15 protein-coding genes and 1 tRNA gene are annotated in these 23320 nt (G+C 60.4%); 10 read left to right on the forward strand and 6 right to left on the reverse strand.

The genetic code is table 11. The annotated features are described in order from the left end of the window. Positions 1-154: 154 nt before the first annotated feature. Complete coding sequence (locus JQ628_RS18210) at positions 155-1108, reverse strand: alpha/beta hydrolase (protein WP_212224247.1); 954 nt, start codon at positions 1106-1108, stop codon at positions 155-157. Positions 1109-1417: 309 nt separating this feature from the next. On the opposite strand from JQ628_RS18210, the gene JQ628_RS18215 reads away from it, so the two are divergent. The 3 genes from JQ628_RS18215 to JQ628_RS18225 all read left to right on the forward strand — a co-directional run bounded on the left by JQ628_RS18215 (position 1418) and on the right by JQ628_RS18225 (position 3066). Further along, on the forward strand, positions 1418-1624 hold the full coding sequence (locus tag JQ628_RS18215) for a YgaP family membrane protein (protein ID WP_027558682.1): 207 nt from the start codon (positions 1418-1420) through the stop codon (positions 1622-1624). Continuing rightward, positions 1621-2175, forward strand: coding sequence for an RNA polymerase sigma factor (locus tag JQ628_RS18220; protein ID WP_212224248.1), 555 nt, complete (start codon positions 1621-1623; stop codon positions 2173-2175). The genes JQ628_RS18215 and JQ628_RS18220 overlap by 4 nt, the downstream gene beginning before the upstream one ends. A 381-nt stretch (positions 2176-2556) precedes the next feature. After that, complete coding sequence (locus JQ628_RS18225; protein ID WP_212224249.1) at positions 2557-3066, forward strand: methyltransferase family protein; 510 nt, start codon at positions 2557-2559, stop codon at positions 3064-3066. Between the two features lie 88 nt (positions 3067-3154). Here JQ628_RS18225 and JQ628_RS18230 read toward each other — a convergent pair whose 3' ends face one another. Next, a complete protein-coding gene (locus JQ628_RS18230; protein ID WP_349628083.1) occupies positions 3155-4393 on the reverse strand; it encodes an acyltransferase family protein in 1239 nt (412 codons plus the stop codon). Positions 4394-4661: 268 nt separating this feature from the next. Next, positions 4662-5030 carry a DUF3175 domain-containing protein gene (locus JQ628_RS18235; RefSeq protein WP_212224250.1) on the reverse strand — a complete coding sequence of 123 codons (369 nt, stop codon included), beginning with the start codon at positions 5028-5030 and terminating at the stop codon, positions 4662-4664. 180 nt (positions 5031-5210) lie between these two features. Here JQ628_RS18235 and JQ628_RS18240 point away from each other — a divergent pair, with 180 nt between their 5' ends. The 3 genes from JQ628_RS18240 to otsA all read left to right on the forward strand — a co-directional run bounded on the left by JQ628_RS18240 (position 5211) and on the right by otsA (position 9272). After that, the gene (locus JQ628_RS18240; RefSeq protein WP_212224252.1) at positions 5211-6707 is read left to right on the forward strand and encodes an MFS transporter; all 1497 of its coding nucleotides are present in this window, start codon (positions 5211-5213) and stop codon (positions 6705-6707) included. Between the two features lie 48 nt (positions 6708-6755). Then, a complete protein-coding gene (gene otsB / locus JQ628_RS18245; protein WP_433996143.1) occupies positions 6756-7565 on the forward strand; it encodes a trehalose-phosphatase in 810 nt (269 codons plus the stop codon). A 252-nt stretch (positions 7566-7817) separates the two neighbouring features. Beyond that, positions 7818-9272 carry an alpha,alpha-trehalose-phosphate synthase (UDP-forming) gene (gene otsA / locus JQ628_RS18250; RefSeq protein WP_212224253.1) on the forward strand — a complete coding sequence of 485 codons (1455 nt, stop codon included), beginning with the start codon at positions 7818-7820 and terminating at the stop codon, positions 9270-9272. Positions 9273-9358: 86 nt separating this feature from the next. Here the strand turns inward: otsA and JQ628_RS18255 are convergent, their stop codons facing one another. Next, the gene (locus JQ628_RS18255; RefSeq protein ID WP_212224254.1) at positions 9359-9694 is read right to left on the reverse strand and encodes a hypothetical protein; all 336 of its coding nucleotides are present in this window, start codon (positions 9692-9694) and stop codon (positions 9359-9361) included. 193 nt (positions 9695-9887) lie between these two features. On the opposite strand from JQ628_RS18255, the gene JQ628_RS18260 reads away from it, so the two are divergent. The 3 genes from JQ628_RS18260 to JQ628_RS18270 all read left to right on the forward strand — a co-directional run bounded on the left by JQ628_RS18260 (position 9888) and on the right by JQ628_RS18270 (position 13112). Then, positions 9888-9977: transfer RNA gene (locus tag JQ628_RS18260), tRNA-Ser, on the forward strand. 471 nt (positions 9978-10448) lie between these two features. Beyond that, positions 10449-12239, forward strand: a complete 1791-nt coding sequence (locus JQ628_RS18265; RefSeq protein WP_212224255.1) for an adenylate/guanylate cyclase domain-containing protein — start codon at positions 10449-10451, stop codon at positions 12237-12239. 669 nt (positions 12240-12908) lie between these two features. Next, complete coding sequence (locus JQ628_RS18270) at positions 12909-13112, forward strand: hypothetical protein (protein ID WP_212224256.1); 204 nt, start codon at positions 12909-12911, stop codon at positions 13110-13112. A gap of 192 nt (positions 13113-13304) precedes the next feature. On the opposite strand, the gene JQ628_RS18275 is transcribed toward JQ628_RS18270, so the two are convergent. Next, complete coding sequence (locus JQ628_RS18275; RefSeq protein ID WP_212224257.1) at positions 13305-13991, reverse strand: response regulator; 687 nt, start codon at positions 13989-13991, stop codon at positions 13305-13307. 209 nt (positions 13992-14200) lie between these two features. Beyond that, positions 14201-15589 (reverse strand): sensor histidine kinase, encoded by a 1389-nt coding sequence (locus tag JQ628_RS18280; protein ID WP_212224258.1) that lies wholly within the window; start codon positions 15587-15589, stop codon positions 14201-14203. 663 nt (positions 15590-16252) lie between these two features. Between JQ628_RS18280 and JQ628_RS18285 the strand changes: the two genes are divergently transcribed. After that, complete coding sequence (locus tag JQ628_RS18285) at positions 16253-23320, forward strand: peroxidase family protein (protein WP_249128098.1); 7068 nt, start codon at positions 16253-16255, stop codon at positions 23318-23320.

The following is a 23320-nucleotide window of genomic DNA, read 5'->3' on the forward strand; positions in this document are numbered from 1 at the left end:
GGTCCAGGATTTCACCGCGAAACAAGACCTCATCCTGAGGAGCCCGCCAAAGGCGGGCGTCTCGAAGGATGGCCACACGGAAGCCGCCTCATCAAGTTCTTGCTCATATGAGATAGCCAGGACGAGCAGGATGCGAGCAGCCGTGTTGATAGTCCTAGGGGAAATATCGCTGAGCAAACTTTTGGAAATTTTCCATCAGGAACTGATTTGCTCGCCTGCTGATCGGAGCGTCTGGCACCATCAAATCAAAACCATGAAAGGCTCCGTCGAATACCTCGAACTCAACCGGAACGTTGGCCCGACGAAGGTTCTCAACGTAGATTTTCGTTTCATCTCGAAACGGCTCAAGACTGCCGACAAATGTGATCGTCGGCGGCAATTTCGTATAGTCTGTGCAGCGTGCCGCAGCCGCGTAAGGCGTAACGTTCTCCACGCCATCGAGATAACGGGACCATGCCAGCCTGTTGGCTTGTTCATCCCATACGGGCGCGTTGTTTCCTGTGGCGGAGGCGCTGTTCTGCCGGTCATCAATCATGGGATATAGCGGCATTTGAAAGGCTATTTTTGCTTCGTCGGCATCTGTGGCCTTCAGCGAGACGGCCGCTGCAAGCCCTCCGCCTGCGCTATGGCCTGACACGATGAATCTGTCGGCTCTTCCGCCGAGGGAGGCCGCATTGTCCCTTATCCATAAGAGGGTGTCGTAGCAGTCGTTGAATGCAGCCGGGTACGGCGATTCAACGGCCTTTCGATAGTCCGGCGCGACGATGATGCACGGCTCTGTCTCGATGAAGTCCTTGATGATTGAGCCGAACTGCTCGGGCACCCCGTGAACGTAACCGCCGCCATGCAAGTAGAGCATGATCGGCAGTGGTCCAACTGCCGCGGTTGGCCGATAGATTCTCACGCGAATAGGCGGTCCGCCGTTTCTGCTGGGAATGTATCGCTCTTGGCAGACAAGTCCTCTGATGTTCTTTCCCCGCAACACGGCCCCACTGGAACGGAACACGAGCAGAGAGAACCATCTCGTGTGAAAAGAGCGCGCGATAATCCGCCCAACGGCATATGCGCCGCGCAAGTCCTTATCCACCATGTCTCTGGTGACCTTCATCCGGCGCTTCCTGCCCCCAACTCGCAGAACTTCTCCGATCCGACGGGTAGTGTCGGCCGAAGTCCGTTTTTAGCCAATTGGCGACTAATGCAGTGCAACAAATAGCGTCCGATTCGATCACCTCTTCGGCGCGGGCGGGAGTTTTGCCGGATCGAATGCGGCCCAGGCGCACCCGACGCCCACGCCGGCCTGCTGAAGCTGCCACCCCCTCAAATTATTTTTTAATGCCGCGACCCCGGCGCCGGGTTTGCGCCCTCCTGTCTAAATGAATGCGCCATAGCGGCGTGTCACGAACCGGAGCACAGAACCATGTGGTATAGGAAGAACGTTGGCGGGTGGGAGCGCGCGGCCAGGCTGATCGGCGGGGGCTTGATGCTCATCTGCGGCGTGGTTGCGCTGCACGCTTCGCCGCTCGGGCTACTGCTCAGCGGTGCAGGTGTGGTGACGCTGGTCACTGGCGTGTTCGGCTATTGTCCTGCTTGCGCGGTCGCCGGGCGCGAGCCGCTGAAGGGATGACCGCCTTGGCGCGCGTATCAGACGATCTCTTGCTCGCGGCACAGTCGGGCGACCGGCACGCGCTCACACAGCTCCTGGTGGCGCTGCAGCCGGACATTCGACGCTACGCCCGGCGTCATTGCCACCGCACCTCGGTCATCGAAGATGTGGTGCAAGAAGCACTCATCGTCGTGTACCGGCGCGTCGGCACGATCCGCAGTCCAGCCGCACTCGCCGGCTGGTTGGTGACCGTCATCGCGCGCCTTTGCATGCTGCCGGTGCTGATGCTGATGCGCGGAGTCGAGGAACTCGCCAGCCTGGAAGCTTCACGCGAGATCGCAAAGGTCCCGCCGGACGAATTACGCATGGACTTGGTCAATGCGATCGAGTCGCTTTCGCCGTCCCATCGCGAAGTGCTGCTGCTGCGAGATCTCGAAGATCTGACGATTGGGGAAATCGCCGGGCGGCTCGGCGTGACGCGCGAAGCGGCCAAAAGCCGCCTGCGCCGCGCCCGCACATTGGTGCGCGAATACCTGCTCGGCACAACGGACAGCGGACGAGAGGGCACATGAAATACTTTCGTGGAATCGGCATGTTCGGGAGTGCCTTCCTGGGCGCACATCTGATGCGCGGCGCAGCTGCGGCGGCGCTACTCGCGTGGGCCATTGTCCACCAGACCGCGCACCCTTGGCTATCCCTAAGCGCGGGCGTTGCCGCCCTCGTCGCGCTACGCGGATGCCCGATGTGCTGGACGGTGGGCTTGGTCGAGACGCTTTCGCGGGGCCGTCGCGATTCAACGCTAGGATAGTTGTTGGCGTGCATGAGCCGGCGCCTCGATGTCGGGGCCGGCGCGCCGTGGCCGATGAAGATGGGCACTACCTGTTCGCCGTGGCGCTATGATGCAGCGGTTCAATTTTGCCGACCGCCTTGCGACGGGACGGGAAGGAGGTGCCATGCCGAAAACGATCGCGCTATTGGGCTCTGCCCTCTTCTTTGCGGTTGCGCCCACGACGGTGGCCGGTGTCGTGCCGTGGTGGATTTCGCAATGGCGTCTGCAAGCGCCGTTCTTCGATCTCCAGCCTATCCGATGGTTCGGCGTGGCTCTGATCCTGCTCGGCATTCCGGTGTTGGTCGAAACCTTCATGCGATTTGCGCTGCAAGGCGGCGGCACGCCAGCGCCGGTCGCACCACCGCAACATTTGGTGATCACCGGCCCCAATCGTTATGTCCGCAATCCGATCTATCTTGCCCTGGTGGCGATTGTACTGGGCCAAGGACTGATCCTCGGAAACGCAGGGCTTCTGGTCTACGGCGCGCTACTGTGGATAGGCTTCCACATCTTCGTGCTGGCTTATGAGGAGCCGACGCTGCATGAGACATTTGGAGCGGAGTACGACGCCTATTGCGCCAACGTGTCGCGCTGGTTGCCACGCTTGCCCGGCTCTACGTCGGCGTCGTCCTGATCGACCGCGATTTGCGAGTGCCGCGGCCATCGTCGCCGGATCGTGGGCGTTGTGTACGATCACATGCGCCCCAGTCTGAGGGCACCGGTTATCGCAGCGTGGCGATCACCTTTGCCGGGACGGGCGGCCGAAGACCCAGCCCCCGGGAAAACTTCGGACGCTTCGATGCCGGCAATCTTTCCGGAAGCTGTCCGAAATACGCAATGGCTTGCGTCATCGCACCTCTGATGGCCGGCTCGATCTTCGCGCAAATAAACCAGCAGACCAGGACAAGCATGCCGAGCTGGACCCACACGGCCGAGGTGGCATCGAGACCAGCATCGACCAGGACACGAATAATCGCCGTGCCAACGACGTTGTGGGTGAGATAGAGCGGATAGGTGATCAGCCCGAGCGTTCTCCAGTAAGCTGGTGCTTCGGGCGAAGCGGTGGCTGCAGAGCGCCTGTTCCTGTTCGCGCACCAGGCAATAAGGCCCACCGCCGCCGCCCAAACCATGATCGGCACAAGGGCTGATTGACCAGAGATGGCCGGTATGCTCGTCAGAAAGAACGAGGCAAAGAAGTAGATTTCTGCGGCCCCCGAAAGACAGGTGACGGCGACGGCGAGCCGTTCGAGCGCCGTCAATTCCCTGTTTGCCGAAATGAAAAGCCAGATGCCCAGCGCAAAGAAGCAGCCATGGGTCAACAGGAATGCCGCGCACGGCACCCGGAACATCAGAATGACGAGATAGGGCAGGTCGGATGGCGTCGTGCATGACAGGATCAGCAGCGCCACAGCGTTGAACGCCGCGCTGTAGATGGTGAGACCAAAAGCCAGGTGCCGCAGCGTGATCTTCTTCGTCAGCATCGCGCAAAACACGAGCCCATAAAACGCCATCTCGGCGGCCAGTGTCCAATAGACGCCATCGAGCCAGTCACCCGTGACTCCCTTGGGAACGAGCGTCATGGCGTGGATGTAGGGCTGGATGAATTCGGATGCTTTACCAGTGCCAAACAGGACCAGAACGAGGAGAGTCGCGGTGGCGCAAACCCAGACCGCCGGATAGAGCCGGAGAGCGCGGCCAAGAAGAAACTCTGTCGGGGAAGACTTGCTCGCGGAATTCGCTATGACGAAACCGGAAATAACAAAGAAGATCTCAACACCCACCCAGCCGAACCATGTGAAGGGCGCGGCGGCCGGGTATAGAACATCGGCGGCGACGTAGCGCTCGAAACCGGGGACGCCAATCGAAACCCAGGCCCAGGACCAGAACATCTGGTGAAAAATGGCGACGCCGAGGGCAGCCCCGAAGCGCAGCGGATCCAGCAGGGGAAAATGGTTCTTCACGGAAGTGCTTCCAATCCATGAAACGATCCTGTTGCAGATACTGGATCCCTTCATTGGGCTCTTTGAGCTTGGTCACACTTTCGCCGCCCATGGTTCAAATGCGCAGGATCTTCGCGTGCATTAACGAGCGCTATGTCGCCCTGGACAAGTAATCGCGATCAGAAGCCGCATACAGCCATGCGAGGCGCCTTCGCGCTGTGTGATCTTCCTCACGGCGTCAATGAACGTTTGCCCAGAGACTGCGCCGGAAGCGATCGACCGCGCCCGGCTATTCCTTCCCGAACTGATGCTTCAGCTCGACCTTTGCCCGCTCCAGCCGCGCGCGTTGTGTTTTCGGCAGGGTCTTGCCGGCACGGTTGATATAGAAGGTCAGCATCGACAGGGCCGAGCGATAGGCGCCGGATTTGCGGCGCGAGCTTTGCTCCGCGGAGCGCTTGAGCGAGGATGCGATCTTCTTCGCGCTGGTCTGCTTGAAGACGCCTTTCTTGAGATCGAGCGAATCGCTCTCCCGCGTGACGCGTTGCGACCAGCGCTTTGACGGAGCCTTGCGCGCACCGGTCTTTCGCCGGGCGCTTGTCTTGCGTGCGGACGTTTTTCGCGCCGTCTTCTTCGTTGCAGTTTTGCGACGTGCGGCCATGGCGGTCTCCTTCACAACGTTCTGAAACCGCTGCAAAAGCCGATCCGTTCCTATCCCGCAATGCGGGAACCCTTGCAGTGTCCGGACGTTGTCTTGGCGGCAGGCATCATGGCTGTCGCCAAAACAGAGTGAGAACCTTGGGGCAATGGTTCCCGAGGTGCTTGCTCATTGGTTGATGTAATGGATCTACAGGGAAAGCGCCGCGATACGGCATTGAGCGAGGGTGCGCCAGCGCCCGCAACTATCGCTCAGAGCAATGACCGGGTCATCGAGACCAGTATCCCTTCGCGGCTCGACAATCTGCGCTGGAGCGGATTTCACACGCGTGTCGTATTGGCGCTCGGCATCACCTGGGTCCTGGATGGTCTTGAAGTCACGCTCGCCGGCGCGTTGTCGGGCGCGCTGAAGGAAAGTCCGACACTGCAATTCTCCAATTTCGATGTCGGCATTGCCAACAGCGCATATCTCGCCGGCGCTGTGCTCGGCGCGATCGGCTTTGGCTGGCTGACCGACCGGATCGGGCGCAAGAAATTGTTCTTCATCACGCTGGCGCTTTATCTCGCAGCCACCGCAGCCACCGCGCTGTCCTGGAGCGTCGCAAGCTACGCGTTTTTCCGCTTCCTCACCGGCGCGGGCATCGGCGGCGAGTACACCGCGATCAATTCGACGATCCAGGAACTGGTGCCGGCGCATTATCGCGGCTGGACCGATCTCGTTATCAACGGCAGCTTCTGGCTCGGCGCAGCCCTGGGCGCGGTGGCCGCCATCGTGCTGCTCGACCCGGCCTGGTTCGCGCCCGATCACGGCTGGCGGCTCGCCTATCTCACCGGCGCGGTACTTGGACTTATCGTTTTCGTGATGCGGATGTGGATCCCGGAAAGTCCGCGCTGGCTCATGATCCATGGCCGTCCCGACGAGGCGCATGCGATCGTCGACGAGATCGAAAAGTCCGTGCCTGAACGCCTGCAAGCGCAACCGGTAGCGCAGAAGGTCAGAATCAGGATGCGCGACCATACGCCGCTCTCCGAAGTCGCGCATACGCTATTCCATACCTATCGGCAGCGCTCGCTCGTGGGCCTTGTGCTGATGGCGGCGCAGGCGTTCTTCTACAACGCGATCTTCTTCACCTTCGCGCTGGTGCTGACCGATTTCTTCGGCATCCCGTCCAACCATGTCGGCTGGTACATCCTGCCATTCGCGGCCGGAAATTTTTTGGGGCCGCTGCTGCTCGGCCGGCTGTTCGATACGATCGGCCGCCGCAAGATGATCACGTTCACCTATGGCGTTTCCGGCGTGCTGCTGGCGCTGTCGGGTTATCTGTTCTCGATCGGCGCCTTGAGCGCGCAGACCCAGACCATCGCGTGGATGGTGATCTTCTTCTTCGCCTCGCCCGCGGCGAGCGCGGCATATCTCACCGTGAGCGAAACCTTCCCGCTGGAAGTCCGAGCGCTGGCGATTGCGTTGTTCTATGCCATCGGAACGGGGATCGGCGGCGTGATCGGGCCTGCGCTGTTCGGCGTGCTGATCGATACCGGCTCGCGCAACAGCGTATTTGCCGGCTATCTCTTGGGAGCGGCCTTGATGATCGTGGCGGCCGCGGTGGCCTGGCGCTACTGCATCGCCGCCGAGCGGAAATCGCTTGAGTCGGTCGCAAAGCCGCTGGCATTTTTGGAGTAGGATATGACGGATCAGGAAATGGTAGATCAGGACTTGGCTGAGAAACCGATGACGGACGAGTTGTTACCCGAAGACGACGAGGCGCCGGATGCCGTTCCGGTGCCGAGCTCGCTTGTCCCTCATTTGAGCCAGACCGCCGTGCTGCTCGACATCGACGGCACGCTGCTCGATCTCGCACCGACCCCGCGCGAAGTGTGGGTGCCGCCGGGTCTCGCCAAAACATTGCACCGGCTGCATCAGCGCACCAACGGCGCGCTCGCGCTGGTCAGCGGTCGTTCGCTCAACGACATCGATCTGATTTTTGCACCCGACGTGTTTCCCGCCGTCGGCGGTCACGGTGCAGAGATGCGGCTCGAAGCCGATGCCGAAGCGGTCGCTGCCCATGCGCCGCCGATGGACAAGGAGTTGAAGCGGCGCCTTGCCGCGATCGCGCGGCTCAGTCCGGGAATATTGCTGGAAGACAAGGGCTACTCGCTGGCGCTGCACTATCGCCTCGCGCCGCATGCGGAGAGAGCGATCTATGAGGCGGTGTCGCTGATCCGCGCCGATCTGCCGAATGCGCCGATCGAGGTGCTGCCGGGAAAACAGGTCTGCGAGATCAAGCATTCCGGATTCACCAAGGCGACCGGCGTGCGGGAACTGATGACGCATGCACCATTCAAGGGGCGCCGCCCGTTCTTCATCGGCGACGACGTCACGGACGAAACCGTGTTTGCGATCATGCCTGACCTCGACGGCCTTGCGTTTTCCGTCGGCCGTCGCGCCAAGGGTGTCGCCGGGCATTTCGATGCACCGAGCGACGTGCGTGAGTTCCTCGCGCATCTGCTCGACGACGAGCGAGAAATTTTGTCGACCTGATCGCTATCCGTCTGTCTTTCCTCGGTGAGGAAAGGGACGCACCGCTGCCATAATCCTTGCTGGGTTTTTCCATCATCGATTTGAATGCGGTTCTTTTGCGCATGCAAATGCACATAGCGCGAAATTTCTTTTCGTGTGACCACGCGAGTTCCGCTTGCTGCGCCCGAATTTGGTTTCAATTGGCGGAAATCTTGGCCAGGAACCATATTGATGAATGGTTGTTAACACGATGGAATCATCAGGAGGGGACCTGTGAACCTCGTCGTTGTTTCAAACCGCGTCGCGCGCGGAAAACCCAACGAACCCATGACCGGTGGGCTGGCGGCTGCATTGCTGCCGGTGGTGGAGCACTCCGGTGCGATCTGGGTCGGCTCGTCCGGCCGGGTCCGTGATGGGAACTTGAAAGAACCGTTTGCGGAAATCGAGTCGCTGGGCGCGGGTGCGCTCGCCATGCTCGATCTGCCGGCGGCGCATTATGGCGGTTACTACGAAGGCTTCGCCAATTCGGCGTTGTGGCCGGCGTTGCATTCGCGCGCCGATCTGATCCGCGCGACGCAGGAAGACTATGTCTCCTATCGCGAGGTGAACGCCTTCATGGCGCGTGCGCTGCTGCGATTCCGCAAGCCCGATTCCGTGTTCTGGATTCAGGATTATCATTTCCTGGCGCTCGGCGCCGAGCTGCGCGATCTCGGCGTGACGCAGCCGATCGGCTTCTTCCTGCACACGCCCTGGCCCTCGCGCGCGCTGATCGGCGGCGTACCGCATCATCGCGAGCTGATCGAGGCGATGCTTGCATATGATCTCATCGGTTTCCAGACCGAGGAGGACCGTGAGAATTTCCTGTCCTATATCGAGCACGACCTCGGCCTTGAGGTGAATGAAGGCGTGGTGCGCTCGCATCACGGCCGCATGCGCGCCGCGGTGTTTCCGATCGGGATCGACCCGCAAAAATTCGCGCAGCTTGCGCAGAAGGCCATGACGCATCCCGACGTGTCGCGGCTGCGCCGCAGCCTGAACGGCGAAAAGCTTGCGATCGGCGTCGACCGGCTCGACTACTCGAAAGGTCTCGTCAACCGCATCAAGGCGTTCGACCGGATGTGGACCGCGCAGCCGCAGCTTGCGCGCACCATCTCGCTGTTGCAGATCGCTACCCCCTCGCGCGGCGCGATCGAGGCCTACGGCAATCTGCAAAGCGAGGTGGCAAAGCTCGTTACCGACGTCAACGGAATCCATGGCGAGGTCGACTGGACGCCGATCCGCTATCTCAACAAGGGATTTGGTCAGGCGGTGCTCGCCGGCCTCTACCGCACCGCGCAGGTCGGCGTGGTGACGCCGCTGCAGGACGGCATGAATCTCGTCGCCAAGGAATATGTCGCAGCCCAGAATCCGGCCGATCCCGGCGTGCTGGTGCTGTCGAAATTCGCCGGCGCGGCCAATGAGCTCGATACCGCGCTGATCGTCAATCCGCACGATATCGACGGCATGGCCAAGACGATCGCAACCGCGGTCTCGATGCCGCTGACCGAACGGCGGATGCGCTGGGAAGCGATGATGGAGAAGCTCAACGCCGGCACGATCGAGCAATGGTTCAACGATTTCGTCGAAGCGCTGCGCGAGACGCAGTTCGTCAAGAGCGAGATCGGGCCGATCGTGACCGAGCCCGCGCTGTGGCCGGTCCGCTCATCCCAGGGCGCGCGCTATCACTGACCCGTCATTCCGGGGCACGCGTAGCGTGAACCCGGAATCTCGAGATTCCGGGTCTGGTCCTTCGGACCATCCCGGAATGACGTTCGTTAGTAGCAATACGCCACGCCATCGAGCACGGGGCAGCGCGCCGCCTTGGCGCTGGGGTTTTGCATCTGCGTCATGCCCCCTTTGCCGTTGCCGACGAAAACGCCTTGCCCGACAATCACCGAGGACTTGTTGCCGACAATGACGCTCGGGTGCGGCGAGGCGAGGCTCGAGCGCGTCCCGTCGGCCCAGACGATGGCGTCCCCGGTGAAAACGCCGCGCTTGCCGTCGTCGCAGCTCACATCGGTGCCCTGACGGGTGCAGGATTGCGCCATCGCGGGCGAGGCCGTGGCGATCACCGCCGCCAGAATCGAAAAAAGAATTGCCCGCGCGATCATGCCGTCCTCCGCATTTCATGGCTGCCACCGTGAATCGTCGCACCTGGCCGCCTCTCGGTTCAAGCCGGCGGCCCAAATCCAGGCCGGAAATCGACCGAAATTTCCCTTCAAATTCAAGCCATTGGGGAAATTTCCGATCCCTCGCCCGCGCTCCCTTGCCAAATCCATCCCGCCCCTTCAAGAGAGGGCATCCGGAGAGATGGCCGAGTGGCTTAAGGCGCACGCTTGGAAAGCGTGTGTGCGGGAAACCGTACCGTGGGTTCGAATCCCACTCTCTCCGCCAGCCTCATTTTCGAACAGGTTCTCCCCGGGAACTTTGCGATTGCTTTTGGCCTAGAACTGCAGGGTCTTGCCGAGATCTGTCCGTACCATGGAAGCCTCGGTGCGCGCGTTCTGTTCTCTGAATGGCTGCTTTTCTCCAAACCTCTGTACTTTGATTGTTCAGTACGGAATCGATTTTCGTTTCTGAAATAGGTATTTCCGAAGCCGTCCTTTGCATTCGTTTCGATTTGCACTCGGACGGGCGACGCAAGCTCAAATCCAATCAGGAATGCATCCTTCCCGACCTTCGCCGTATTGGCACTGACCTTGAAGCACTGGTCGGCGGGTCAACTGCCAACGTCAGCTTTTGGTCAAAAAGCCGAAATAGCCGGCGGTGGCGCACACGTCCGCTAAGGGCCCAACAACCGACGCTAGCTGGATGGGCATCCCGTCTGATCCGTAGTAGAATGGCTTCTACGTTGGATTGCAGGCCATGGTGCAAGAGCGGCCAGTCCGGGTCGAGCGTAGATTATCGGCGATATTGGCCGCGGACGTGGCTGGCTATTCACGGCTTATGCAGAATGACGAAGAGGCCACGCATGCCAAGCTGACCGCGCTGCTAACGGACGCTGTCTACCCGGCAATCACCGAACACGGCGGCCGCATCGTGAAGAACACCGGCGACGGGTTCTTGGCGGAGTTTCCGAGCGCGGTTGAAGCGGTCCGAGCTGCGATGCAGTTCCAGAACCGTATCCTTGAACTTGCAATGGATGATGCGGAAGACGGACGCCTTGTTTTCCGTGTGGGTATCAACATCGGCGACGTAATCGTCGAGGCGCACGACATCTTCGGGGGCGGCGTCAACATCGCGGCACGACTTCAGGCCGTTGCCGAACCCGGTGGTATCTGCATTTCGCATTCCGCCTATGATGAAGTTCGAGGCAAGGTCGGGATTGAGTTCGCTGATCTAGGAGAGCAAAGCCTCAAAAACATCGCCCGCCCGGTACGGGCCTATGCCGCAATCCGGGATGGACTTGGCGCGCAGATCCAGAATGACAGCGCGGTACCAGCCCCGCTTTCGGCGCCGCATCTGTCAATCGTGGTGCTCCCGTTTGCGAATATCGGTCGAGACCCAGAACAAGATTACTTCGTGGATGGCGTGACTGCGAGTTTGACCACGGACTTGTCGCGCATCAGTGGTTCGTTCGTAATCGCCCGGAATAGTGCGTTCTCATATAAAGGCAAAGCAATCGACGTACGGCAACTCGGCCGCGAATTGAACGTCCGCTACGTGCTCGAAGGCTCAGTGCAGCGCAGCGACAAGCGGCTTCGGGTGAACGTTCAGTTGATCGATGCCGAGAGCGGTAAGCACATTTGGGCCGAGCGCTTCGAGGAGCCCGTCGCCAATCCTTTCGAGTTGCAGGACGAAATCGTACCGAGACTCGCCAATGCGCTGGGTGCCCAACTTGTGGTAGCCGAGGCGAGACGAGCGGAGCGTTCGCTGCATCCCGATGCAAGGGACCTAAGCTTTCAAGGTTTTGGCTGCCTCTACAAGGGGGCGACCCCCGAGCACATGAACCAGGCACGCGGCTTTTTCGAACGTGCCTTGGTCATCGATCCCCGAAGTATCGGAGCGCTGGTCGGCATCGCAATGGTCGATCTTCGAATGGGGGCCGACCTGTTAACGGACGACTCGGCCGCGCTCTGTTCGGTAGCCGAAACGAATGTGATCAAAGCGCTTTCATTGGCCCCGGACCATGCAGGGGCCCACTTGGTTTTGGGTTATGTCTACATCTATACAAACCGTGCCGCGCAAGGGATTGCTGAATGCGAGCAGGCATTAGCACTCAATCGCAATTTGGCCCACGCTCACAGCGGTATTGGTTTTGCCAAGTATTATATGGGTCGCGCAGCCGAGACCGAAGGCCGTGTACTCAAGGCTCTCCGTCTCTCCCCTCGCGATGTCTTTGCCTACCGGTGGATGCATTTTGTAGGCCGAGCCAAGCTACAGCTCGGCGCGGATGCCGAAGCCGCGGCTTGGCACCGACGAAGCATTGAGGCCAACCGCAATTATCCTCTTGCCCATTTTTCGTTAGCCGCTGTCTTGGGGTTGCTCGGCGCTGTAGAGGAGGCGCGAACCGCTGCAAAGGCGGGACTTGCGCTCGATCCAGGCTTTACCATCCGTCGCGTGCGCACCACCAAACGAAGCGACAATCCGACTTATCTCGCTGGGCGCGAGCGCTTCTGTAAGGGCATGCGCCTCGCTGGCGTGCCGGAGGGGTGAAGGTCCGCTTCGGGTCGTCATTTGCAGACATTCGTTTTCCCACCAATTACATCCGCTTTGGAGCTACCAGGGGACGATAGCTGTCACTATCGCGTCGACCAACTTTCAAGCGAGATATGCCCGATGGAGGACACTTCGCATTGCGATGTGTTGTTTTGAATCACAGGCGAGGCAGGCCGACTCAGATAGCAATGCAGTGCATTAGCGGCAGTACGCGTGGGGCCCCCTGGCGATTTTCTTCTCCCGACGCTGGGGGAAACTAGAGCTGCCTTGCTATGGGGGCCGGCAGCTCATTCTTTCGAGTGAGTCCAAGCACCCGGCCGATCGGCGAAGGCCCAAACGACGTGCGTTCGTTCACTTCTTTTCCGCATCAGTCTCACTCCCGAATCCGAGCATCGATCGCTGATCGCGCCAGTCGGCTGGAAACGGGTGCAGCAAGGATTTTAGCTCCAGCGTCCGTGGCTGCCGGTCATCCAGAATGGCTTCGACAATGTCAGGAGCAAGGAGGGTCAGGCGAAGGATGCGGGATAGATAGGACTCGTTGATCTTCTCCGAGCGGGAAAGTTCGGCCGCGGAGTTGTACTTTCTGCTCTCGATGAGCCCGCCAGCGATGGGCTTTGGCGAGCGCCTTGATAAGGCTGTTCTCGCAACGAAGGCGGGCCGGATGCGATGCCGGTTGCCTCACCGGGCGTCGGCTCTAATGGCGATCCAAATTGGGCAGACGACATCGCAATGTTGCGCGTCCTGCCGAATGCTGAAAACATACTTCCTCGAAGTGAAAGCCGCGAGCACACGCTAAATCGCTTTGATGTGCGCTTTGCCCATGCCGAGCGTTTCGCCGCAGCCGAGTCCCTCACCATCCTGGCCGAATAGTCGAGGCCGAAAAGCGTCGCGGGAAATGATCAGCAGCACCAGGACTAAGTGGCGCATCTCCTAGCGGCGATAATAAGATTCACAACATCTGATTTGCGATTTCGACCGCAAGGCCGGCGCGCTGTGTCGGAATCTCGTTTTCCGCCGAGCCGGTATGCCTGCTGCAAAAGACGAAACCGACAACACCTGCATTCAACAAAGTCGATGAGGCCGCCGTCTTTCAACACCAGCGAAATCGTCGCTTTCATGTTCGGTCATTGCTTGTGCCGCGATGACGACCTCCAGACGATTCCGTGCGTTGAGCTTTTGCATCAGGATCGTCATGTAGTTTTTGACGGTCTTCTCACTTATCTTGAGCGCAATTGCCATCTGCTTATTGGTATAGCCGCGCAACAGTAGCCTGACGATCTGATCTTCGCGGATGCTGAATTTTACTGCTTCAGCCGCAACACGTCGGACCGCGGCATTTCGTAAGGCCGCGATCACCTGGCTCGCGAAGTTTTGTGTAATATACGTCTCGCCAAGGCGCACCGCTTCAATTGCCTGGATCAATTCCTGCGCGCTGCTTCCCTTCAGGACGTATCCGTTTGCGCCGGCATCGAGTGCGCGGATCGCGGTATCCACGCCGGTCGCAGCAGTGAACGCAACGATTTTCGTGTTTGGCGAAATCTTGATCGACGATGCGATTGCTGCGTAGACGTCGCCCGGCATGTTGAGGTCAGCGATGATGACATCCGGTTGAAGGCGAGACGAAATATCGATGAGATCTCCGGCTGACGAACCGGTCGACAACACTTCCAAACCCTGTGCGCGCGACAAGAGGGTGACGATCCCTTCAATCATCAAAGGATGGTCGTCAACTAAACCAACGGAAACCATGCGGCCTCCTAACTATGAAAAAAACGCTACAAAACCCAATAATTCAATTCAGATATTGCAAATATAGATCGATTGATCGGCAAATGTAAATGTTGATCTTCATGCAACGTCGATCATGTCGCAACCTCCGCAGCCTTTAACCATAATTGCTCAGCCGCAATTTTTGGTCCATTGCCGCGCGAACCGCCTGGTTCGGCTTGGTCGGACGCTCAACTTATCGGAAGTGCCGCTCGAATCTGGGTGCCGACATCGCCCCGCGATATGAACTCGAAGGTACCTTTGAGGGCTTCCACACGATTGCGCAAACCCGCTACCCCGAGACCCCTTTTCGGCGAACGTTCTTGATGGCCGTCGAAAAATCCTGGCCCGCGATCGCTAACAGCAATGACGATCGTTCGATCACAAACCTGCACCTCAACGCGCTGTTCAATTGCCTTTCCATGACGAAATGCGTTGTTCAGCCCTTCCTGCACGATCCTGTACAGGCAGATTGTTACGGGTAGTGGAATGTCAACAGGCAAGTCCCCGATTTGGCGGCTGACCTTCGTTCCCGTCGTCTCCTCATGATTTCTCACGGCGAGCAGGAGGATTTCATTCGGCGTCAACCCCTGGAGTTCCGGAAGGACCAGACCGGTTGAAATGTTGCGGAGTTCGGTCAAGATCCGTTCTGTCAGCGCGACAACGGTCAAATCATGTGCGCGGCCGTCTCCGGACGCGTCTGATTTCGGAGCCGCGGGAGCCGTTATCTTCAGCATCAAGAGACTAACGAGCTGAATTGGGCCGTCGTGGAGATCCTGCCCAATACGGGCAAGCAGGTTCTCGTTGGAATTGGCGGCCTCGAAGCGGGCATCATCTGCCGCGCGGCGCAACCGTTCGTTCTGCGCAGCGAGATTATTGGCCTCAATTGCATTTCGAATGAGCGATGATTGATAAGCGCTGACGAGGTTTGATGCGCGCCGGATCATTAAAAACAGCACAATCATCATTGGAGCCGAGACCGCCCCAACGATCCCGATGGATGTAAGCTTGATCCAGAACAGGTCGGCTGCAAGCCTCCTGCCGTCGGTGTACACCTCGCCGACAGCGATGACCTGCCGTGTTCCAGTCCGGAAGAGAGGTGCATAGATTTCGACAAGCGGAATGCTCTCTTGTTTCTCGGCAGTATTTTCGGCGTCATTGAGCTGATCGAATTCCCCGGTCGCCTTGCCCGCGACGGCTGCGGTGATGTGAGGAGAAGGAAATCGCTCTCCGAGCGGGCCGTTGCTGGTCGAGTAAACCAGCGTGGCATCGGGCAACCAGATTTTGACGGACCTGACGCGATCGCCAAGTTTTCCGGCGAGGAGTTCGTCGAGCTTCCGCACACTTTCGGCGGACATCCGCCGCGCGGTGCCAAGGTCCTGAGCCGAGGGGCCGAGGAAGACCTCGGTGAAGAGGGCGCCTTCTTCAGCGGCCGTTCGCAGCATGCTTGCTTCGATCCGTTGCGAGATTGCGATCGCAAGCAATCCCATCGACGCAGCTATCGTGATGGCGGCAGCCAGAGAAAATTGGTGAACTAGTTTGAACGAAGAAGGGCTGCTTTTGTCGGACGGCCAAATCATTATGTCTGTCCTTGCGAAATGCGAGGAGCAACGTTCTGAAAATCCGCGGACAAGAGGCCTCCTTTCTGGACCCCTTTCGGTATCAACATTAGGGTATTTCGCCACGGGATTGGGAAATCGGTCCTGTGACAAAATGACGTTTCGTCTGCCCCATTCGGGTGACGCTAGCGATGCGAGCGCTGCAACGAAATTGACCGGCGATGCTTCGGGACTTTGGTCCCGATTTCGCCCGGGACTTTGATCCTGATTTCTCCCGGGACCTTGATCCTCGCGCTTCGTGGGACCTTGTCCCCTTACTGACGCATTCCAAAAAGCCTCAGATGACACGGTAGAGCGGACCACTACGACCGGGGTCCGGACCAACAAACAGGTGAGGGCGTCATGGTTGTCTATATCAAGAGCGATCTGAAATTCATCCTGGACCAGATCAAGATCTCGGAAAATCATTCGCTCTACATACAAAGCAACGGCACGCAGGGCGCGCCGCTGTTCGGGCAAAGCCAGAACAGCAATCCCGCGTCGATCCCCTCTTACAACATCGCCTGGGGCCTGCGGACGGTCGACGGATCCTACAATCACCTGCTGCCTGGCCAGGAGCAATGGGGCGCCTCGGATCGCGAGTTTCCGGAACTCATGGAGCCCGAATATCGTACCGTGACCGCCATGGTCGACTTCGATGGCCCGGGGGGTGCGGATCCAGTGCCGGTTCAGATGCCCTACACTCCCGGGAATGATGTCGATGGACCGGGACCGAACGCCACTCCGGGCGACGTGATCGATCCCTCGATCCGCATCATTTCCAATCTCATCGTCGATCAGACGTTGAGCAACCCATCAGCTATCCTCACCGCGCTGCAGAATGCAGGCGTCGACGATCCCGGTCTGGTCATCACCGGGCAGATTTCGGCGGCTTATGCACCACTGCGTCCGCTCTTCATCGATGTCGCGGAAGCGCAGCGAGCGCAGGCGTCGGCAGCAGCAGCAGCCGCAGCCAATCCGACCAACGGAGATCTGCAAACTGCATTGGCCGAAGCCAACGCAGACCTGGCCGACGCACAAGCTGCGCTTGATGCTGCCGCTGGCGTGCCGGGCGGACTGACCGAATTGCTCGAAGAGCATGGCATCACGCTCGATGGCGCCAACCTCCACATTCCCAACGTTGCTCCGGACGAGGGACTCTCGGCGCCGTTCAACTCATGGTTCACCCTGTTCGGCCAGTTCTTCGATCACGGGCTCGATCTCGTCAACAAAGGCGGCAACGGCTCGGTGATGATTCCGTTGCAGCCCGATGACCCGCTCTACGATCCGACCCCCGGCGCGGCAAACTTCATGGTCCTGACTCGCGCCACGACCTCGCCCGGCGCGGACGGCCACCTGGGCGACAACCCCATGACGCCCGGCGTGGATGAAAGTCTCGATGATGGCCGGCCGGTCAACACAACCACGTCGTATGTCGACCAGAACCAGACCTACACGTCGCATCCTTCGCACCAGGTCTTCCTGCGCCAGTATGTGTCGACGCCGAACGGTCCGGCGGCGACCGGCAAGCTCATCGAAGGCGCCAATGGCGGCATGGCGACCTGGGCCGAAGTGAAGGCGCAGGCCGCCAATGTCCTCGGCATCCAGCTCACCGACCTGGATGTGGGCGCAGTGCCGCTGATGCGGACCGACCCCTACGGCAATTTCATCCCTGGCGCCAATGGCTACCCGCAACTGATCATCGGCATCGGCGCGGACAACATCCCCAATACGTCTGACGACGTGGTGATCGAGGGTAACCCCGCAGATCCGGTAGATCCGCACAACGTCTTCGGCACGACGGAGCCCACTGTTCCCGTGCGGTCGGTCTTTACCAACCACGCCTTCCTTGCCGACATCGCGCACGGTGCGGCTCCGGAAGGACTTGCCGATGGCGACACCGAAATCGGCGGCAACATTCCCGTAGACGGGGAATATGACAACGAACTGCTTGACGCGCACTTCATCGCCGGTGACGGCCGCGCCAACGAGAATATCGGCCTGACCGCCGTCCATCATGTGTTCCATTCGGAACACAACCGGCTCGTCGAGCATACCAAGGAAGTCGTCCTTGCCGATGCCCAGGCCATTCTCGATGGCGGTGGGTCGCAGGCCGAGGCGGTTGCCTTCCTCAACGAATGGCTGGCCGTCGATGTGGCGAACGTTCCGGCAAACGCAACCGGGCTGGTGTGGGACGGCGAGCGCCTGTTCCAGGCCGCCAAGTTCGGCACCGAAATGCAATACCAGCATCTCGTGTTCGAGGAGTTTGCCCGCAAGGTGCAGCCGACCATCAATACGTTCCTGGTGCCCGACGGCTTCGATACGACCATAGATCCGTCTATCGTCGCCGAATTCGCGCATGTGGTTTATCGCTTCGGTCACTCGATGCTGACCGAGTCGATCGACCAGTTCGATCCGAACTTTGCGCCCAACCACATCAGCCTGATCCAGGGCTTCCTCAATCCGACGGCCTTTACCGGCCCTGGCGGCACGATTGATGATGATGTAGCCGCCGGCGCCATCATCCGCGGCATGACCCGTCAGGTGGGCAACGAGATCGACGAGTTCGTGACCAGTGCCCTGCGCAACAATCTGCTCGGCCTGCCGCTCGACCTCGCAACGATCAACCTGGCACGCGGTCGCGATACTGGCGTGCCCTCGCTCAATGAAGCGCGCCGCACCTTCTACGAGGCGACCGCCCAGGACGTCCGGCTCAAGCCCTATGAGAGCTGGGTCGATTATGCCGGACATCTCAAGCATGAAGCATCGATCATCAACTTCATTGCGGCCTATGGCACGCATGAACTGATCGAGGCGGAAACCACGATTGTCGGCAAGAGGGCGGCCGCCATGGCCATCATCCTCGGCGTCGACCAGGATGTGGACGACAACGGCGACGGAATCGTCGACCGTACGATTAGTCCGCCAGCCGACGCCACCGATTTCCTCAATGGTCTGGGCGACTATGCCACTGACCTGGGTGGCCTCGAGAACGTCGATCTCTGGATTGGCGGTCTGGCCGAAGAGATCATGCCGTTCGGTGGCATGCTCGGCGCAACCTTCAACTTCGTGTTCGAAGTGCAGATGGAGATGTTGCAGAACGGGGACCGCTTCTACTACCTGCAGCGGCTCGACGGCCTGCATCTCTTCGGCGAGATGGAGAACAACTCCTTCGCCGCGATGATCATGCGCAACACCAATGCGACGCATCTGCCGTCCGACGTCTTCTCGACTCCAGGTCTGATTCTTGAAGTCGATCCGACCCGCCAGTTCAACGACCTGAATGGCGACGGCACGCTGGAGGGCGGAGACCCCGTCGGCGGCGGTATCCTCACGCAGCTCGTTGTCCGCAACAATCCCGGAACCGTCGGGCCGGACACGAACTATCTACGCTACACCGGTGGGGACCACGTGGTGATGGGCGGCACCGACGGGGAGGACATCATCATCGCCGGTATCGGCGACGACACCCTGTACGGCGACGCCGGCGATGACAATCTTGAGGGCGGCTTCGGCAACGACATCATCAATGGCGGCGACGGCGACGACATCATCAAGGACGCCGGCGGCGACGACAACATCAAGGCCGGCCTTGGCAACGACGTCGTCCATGCAGGTCCAGGCCTCGATCTGGTCATGGGCAATGCCGGCCAGGACTTCATCTTCCTCGGAACCGACGAAGGCTCGGAAGTCTTCGCGGGTGAAGGCAACGACTTCATCTACGGCAACAGGAATGCCGAGCGTATCCTTGGCAACGAGGGTAACGACTGGATCGAAACCGGCACCTTCGACGGCGCTCCCGGCGACAATTTCGACGAAATATTCGCCCATGACGGCATCAAGGGTCACGACGTGTTCCTCGGTGACGGTGGCTTCGACGAATTCATCGGCGAGGGCGGCGACGACATCATGGTCGGCAGCGCCGGTCGCGGCAAGATGGTCGGCATGTCCGGTTTTGACTGGGCAACCTACAAGGACAACACACTTGGCGTGAACGCCGACCTGTCCATCCCGATCATCTTCGACGAGGCGCCCACGCTGCCGCAGAACGCGGCGCTCGACGAGTACGAGTCCGTGGAAGGGCTCTCCGGCACGAAGTTCAGCGACGTGCTCAAGGGTACCGACGACGTGGCAGCGGATCGCGCACCGCTGTTGGCCGGCGGCACGACCGGTTACCTTGGCAGCGTGCTGGATGAGGAAGGCATCGCTCTCATCGCAGGCCTGCAGGAAGTCCTTGGTGGCCTCACGTCCTTCGATGGTGGCGACATCATCCTGGGCGGTGACGGCAGCGATACCATCACCGGCAATGGCGGCGACGACATCATTGACGGCGACAAGTGGCTCGACGTGCAGATCGGCGTCTTTGCCCCCGGCGATGCGGACCACACCGGCACGCCGATCGCCCTCCACAGCTCGATGACGACACTCGCTGCCAGCATGTTCAACGGCTCGATCAATCCGGGCCAGTTGGGCATCGTGCGGACGATCCGCAACAGCACCACGCAGGAAGCGAACGGCGAGACCACCGACAGCGACGGCATCGCCGATGTCGATCGCGTGGTATTCTCCGGCGCCCGCGACGAATACGACATCGACTTCAATCCTGACGGCACCATCACGGTGGCGCACACCGGTGGTCTGGCGACCGACGGTACGGACACCGTCCGCAATGTCGAGGTGCTCGACTTCACCGACCAGGACATCCTGTTGCAGGCGCCGACGCTGGACCTGCATGGGCCGGTGACGACCACCAGCACCGCTTCGGCTCCCCAGGCCTATCGCGATACATTCGACACTGCTGCGCACAACAACAGCAACGGTACGGTGGATTGGACCTTGAGCCCATGGACCGAAACCGGAGACGACAGCGGCGTTACCACTGGAGAGATCCAGATCGACGGGGGAGGCTCGAACGAACTGCGCTTCCTCGGCGGCGACGGTGCTTCGATCACGCGAACTGTCAATCTCGCTGGCCTGACGACCGCGACTTTGTCGTTCAGCTATGATCGAAACAACGGCACCAGCTCGATCGATGCCGGCGAGACCGTTCAGGTACAGTACTCGGCATCGGGATCGTTCACGCCCGGAAACTTCACGGTGCTGCAAACGATAAACGACACCTCCGGAGGATTTGACGGCGCGGATACGAGCAGTTTCAACTTGAACCTCACAGGAGCAGGGGCGAATTCAGCCATACGGTTCGTCTCCACCGGTATCGACGCCGGCGAATACGTGCTGATCAATAACTTCAATATTGCTACGACAACGGTGACGACGACTACTGTTCCCGGCGGCCCCGGCAACAACTACACGACGACCTTCACCGAAGATGGGGGAGCCGTCGCGATCGTTGCTGGACCAGTGGTCACCGATGACGGTCCCACAATCGTCTCGGCCCGCGTGGTCCTGACCAACGCTAGTGCCGGTGACGTGCTCAGCACCGTCGGCGGTTTGCCGGGCGGTATCAACGCAACGATTGACAACAGCGTAGCTGGCCAGATCACCCTGAACCTGACGGGCAACGCATCGCCCGCCGCGTACCAGACGGCCCTGGCGCAGGTGAGGTTTAACAACACATCGCAGAATCCGGACGCTGCGCCGCGCGTCCTGCAAGTTACCGTCAATGACGGCTTGCTCACCAGCGCGGTCGCCACAACGACGGTCACCGTCGTGCCGCAGAACGATGCACCGACCGCCGGCGCCGACACGATACTTACCAACCTGGCGGCGGGTGCCACGATCTCCGTGTCGGCTGCGGCCTTGCTCGCCAACGACACCGATCCGGAAGGACAGGCTGTCACGCTGAACAGCGTGGGTGGCGCCAACGGCCTCGCAAGCGGGCCGACCCTGACGGCCGGCGTCGTCACCCTCAGCGACAACGCTACCGCCAACGGTTCGTTTACCTACGTGGCCGGCGACGGCGCTGCGACTGCCAACAGTACGGTCGGTCTCACCCGCGTCACGACCGCCAATCTCACCGGCGGAGCCAACGCTGAAATCATCATCGGCAACGCTGCTGCCAATGTGATCGCCGGCGCCGGAGGCAATGACAACATCAATGCGGGCGATGGCAGTGACTCGATCACTGGCGGCACCGGCAACGACATCATTGCGGCTGGCACCGGCAACGACACCATCACCTGGAACGCCAATGGTACGGGCGCCACCGATGGTTTCGACATCATCGATGGCCAAGAGGGCGGCACCGACACCTTTGTCCTGAACGGACGGGCCGGCACGGCCGAGACATTCCGGATCTACGCGAGGGCGGAGGCTATCGATGCCGGCATTCCGGTGGTCGGCCTCAACTCGGAAATCGTCATCACCCGCACGGTTCTGGGCGACACGACGGTTATCGCTGAACTCGACAACATCGAGGAAATCAGCATCAACGGGTTGAACACCACGGCCAACAACGGCAACAACCCCAATACGCCTGACGGTGGTACCGCCGACGGCGACACCATCCAGGTGATCGGCAACTTCAACTCTCCGTTCACCAGCCTGAACTTCAGCACCATCACTATCGACGGCAATGCCGGCGACGACACGATCGACATCACCGGTCTCGCTTCCGACCATCGCATCGTGTTCCGCTCCAACGGCGGCAGCGACAGGATCATCGGCACGCTGCGTCCCCAGGACGTGATCGAATTGCCGCAGGGATCGGTTCTCGCAGACTACGTGGTCACCGAGAACAACGACGGGACCAAGACCCTCGCCAATGCGACCACCTCGATCACCTACTCGGGCGAGGGTGCTCCGGAGGTTCGCGTCGCCGGTGCCGGCTCGGACGAAGATGGCACACCGGGGGCGGTTCCCGGGACGGGTACGCCAAACTCCGATGTGCTGGTCGGGACGGCAGGCGACGATAACCTCATCGCCTTTGCGGGAGACGACGTCGCCATGGGCAATGCCGGCGCCGATGCGATATCGGCCGGCGAAGGCGGCGATTTCGTCAGCGGCGGCAGCGGCCGGGACGTGATCTTCGCCGGAGCAGGCGACGACCAGGTGTTCGCCGGCGCAGATGCCGACATCGTCTACGGCGATGCCGGGGCGGATCGCATCTTCGGCGATCAGGGCAACGATCTGATCAATGCTGGAGCCGGGGACGATACGGTCTTCGGCGGCGCCGGAGACGACCTGATCGTGGCGGAAGCCGCCGACGGCAACGACGTCTACTTCGGTGACGAAGGCGGCGGCGGCAGCGGTGTCGACACGCTCGACATCTCGGCGGCGACGGCGAACGTTACCGTCAACCTCGGATCCGGCCCGTTGTCGAACGGCACGGTGGTGAGCTCGCAGACCGGCAACGACACGATCTGGGGCATCGAGAACGTCAATACCGGCTCGGGCAACGACACCATCACCGCGAGCAACGCCGCCAACGTGATGAACGGCGGCTCCGGCAACGATACCTACAAGTTCACATCGGCTTCGGCGGCGAACGGCGACACCATCCTCACGTTCGAGGCTGGTGACCGCATCGATCTGACGGCGATCGATGCCAACCTGGGTACTGCCGGTGATCAGAGCTTCTCACTGGTCACCGGTGCCTTCACCGCAGCAGGTCAGCTCGCGGTGACGTATGAAACCCGCGCCGACGGCAACTTCACTGTTGTCCAAGGCAACATCGGCGGCAGTACTGATGCCGACTTCACGATCGAGATCGCAGGTCATCAGAACCTGACCAACACGAATCTCGGTCTCTAA

The sequence above is a fragment of the Bradyrhizobium lablabi genome (genome assembly GCF_018129385.1).
In the GTDB taxonomy this organism is placed as follows: Bacteria; Pseudomonadota; Alphaproteobacteria; order Rhizobiales; family Xanthobacteraceae; genus Bradyrhizobium; species Bradyrhizobium lablabi_C.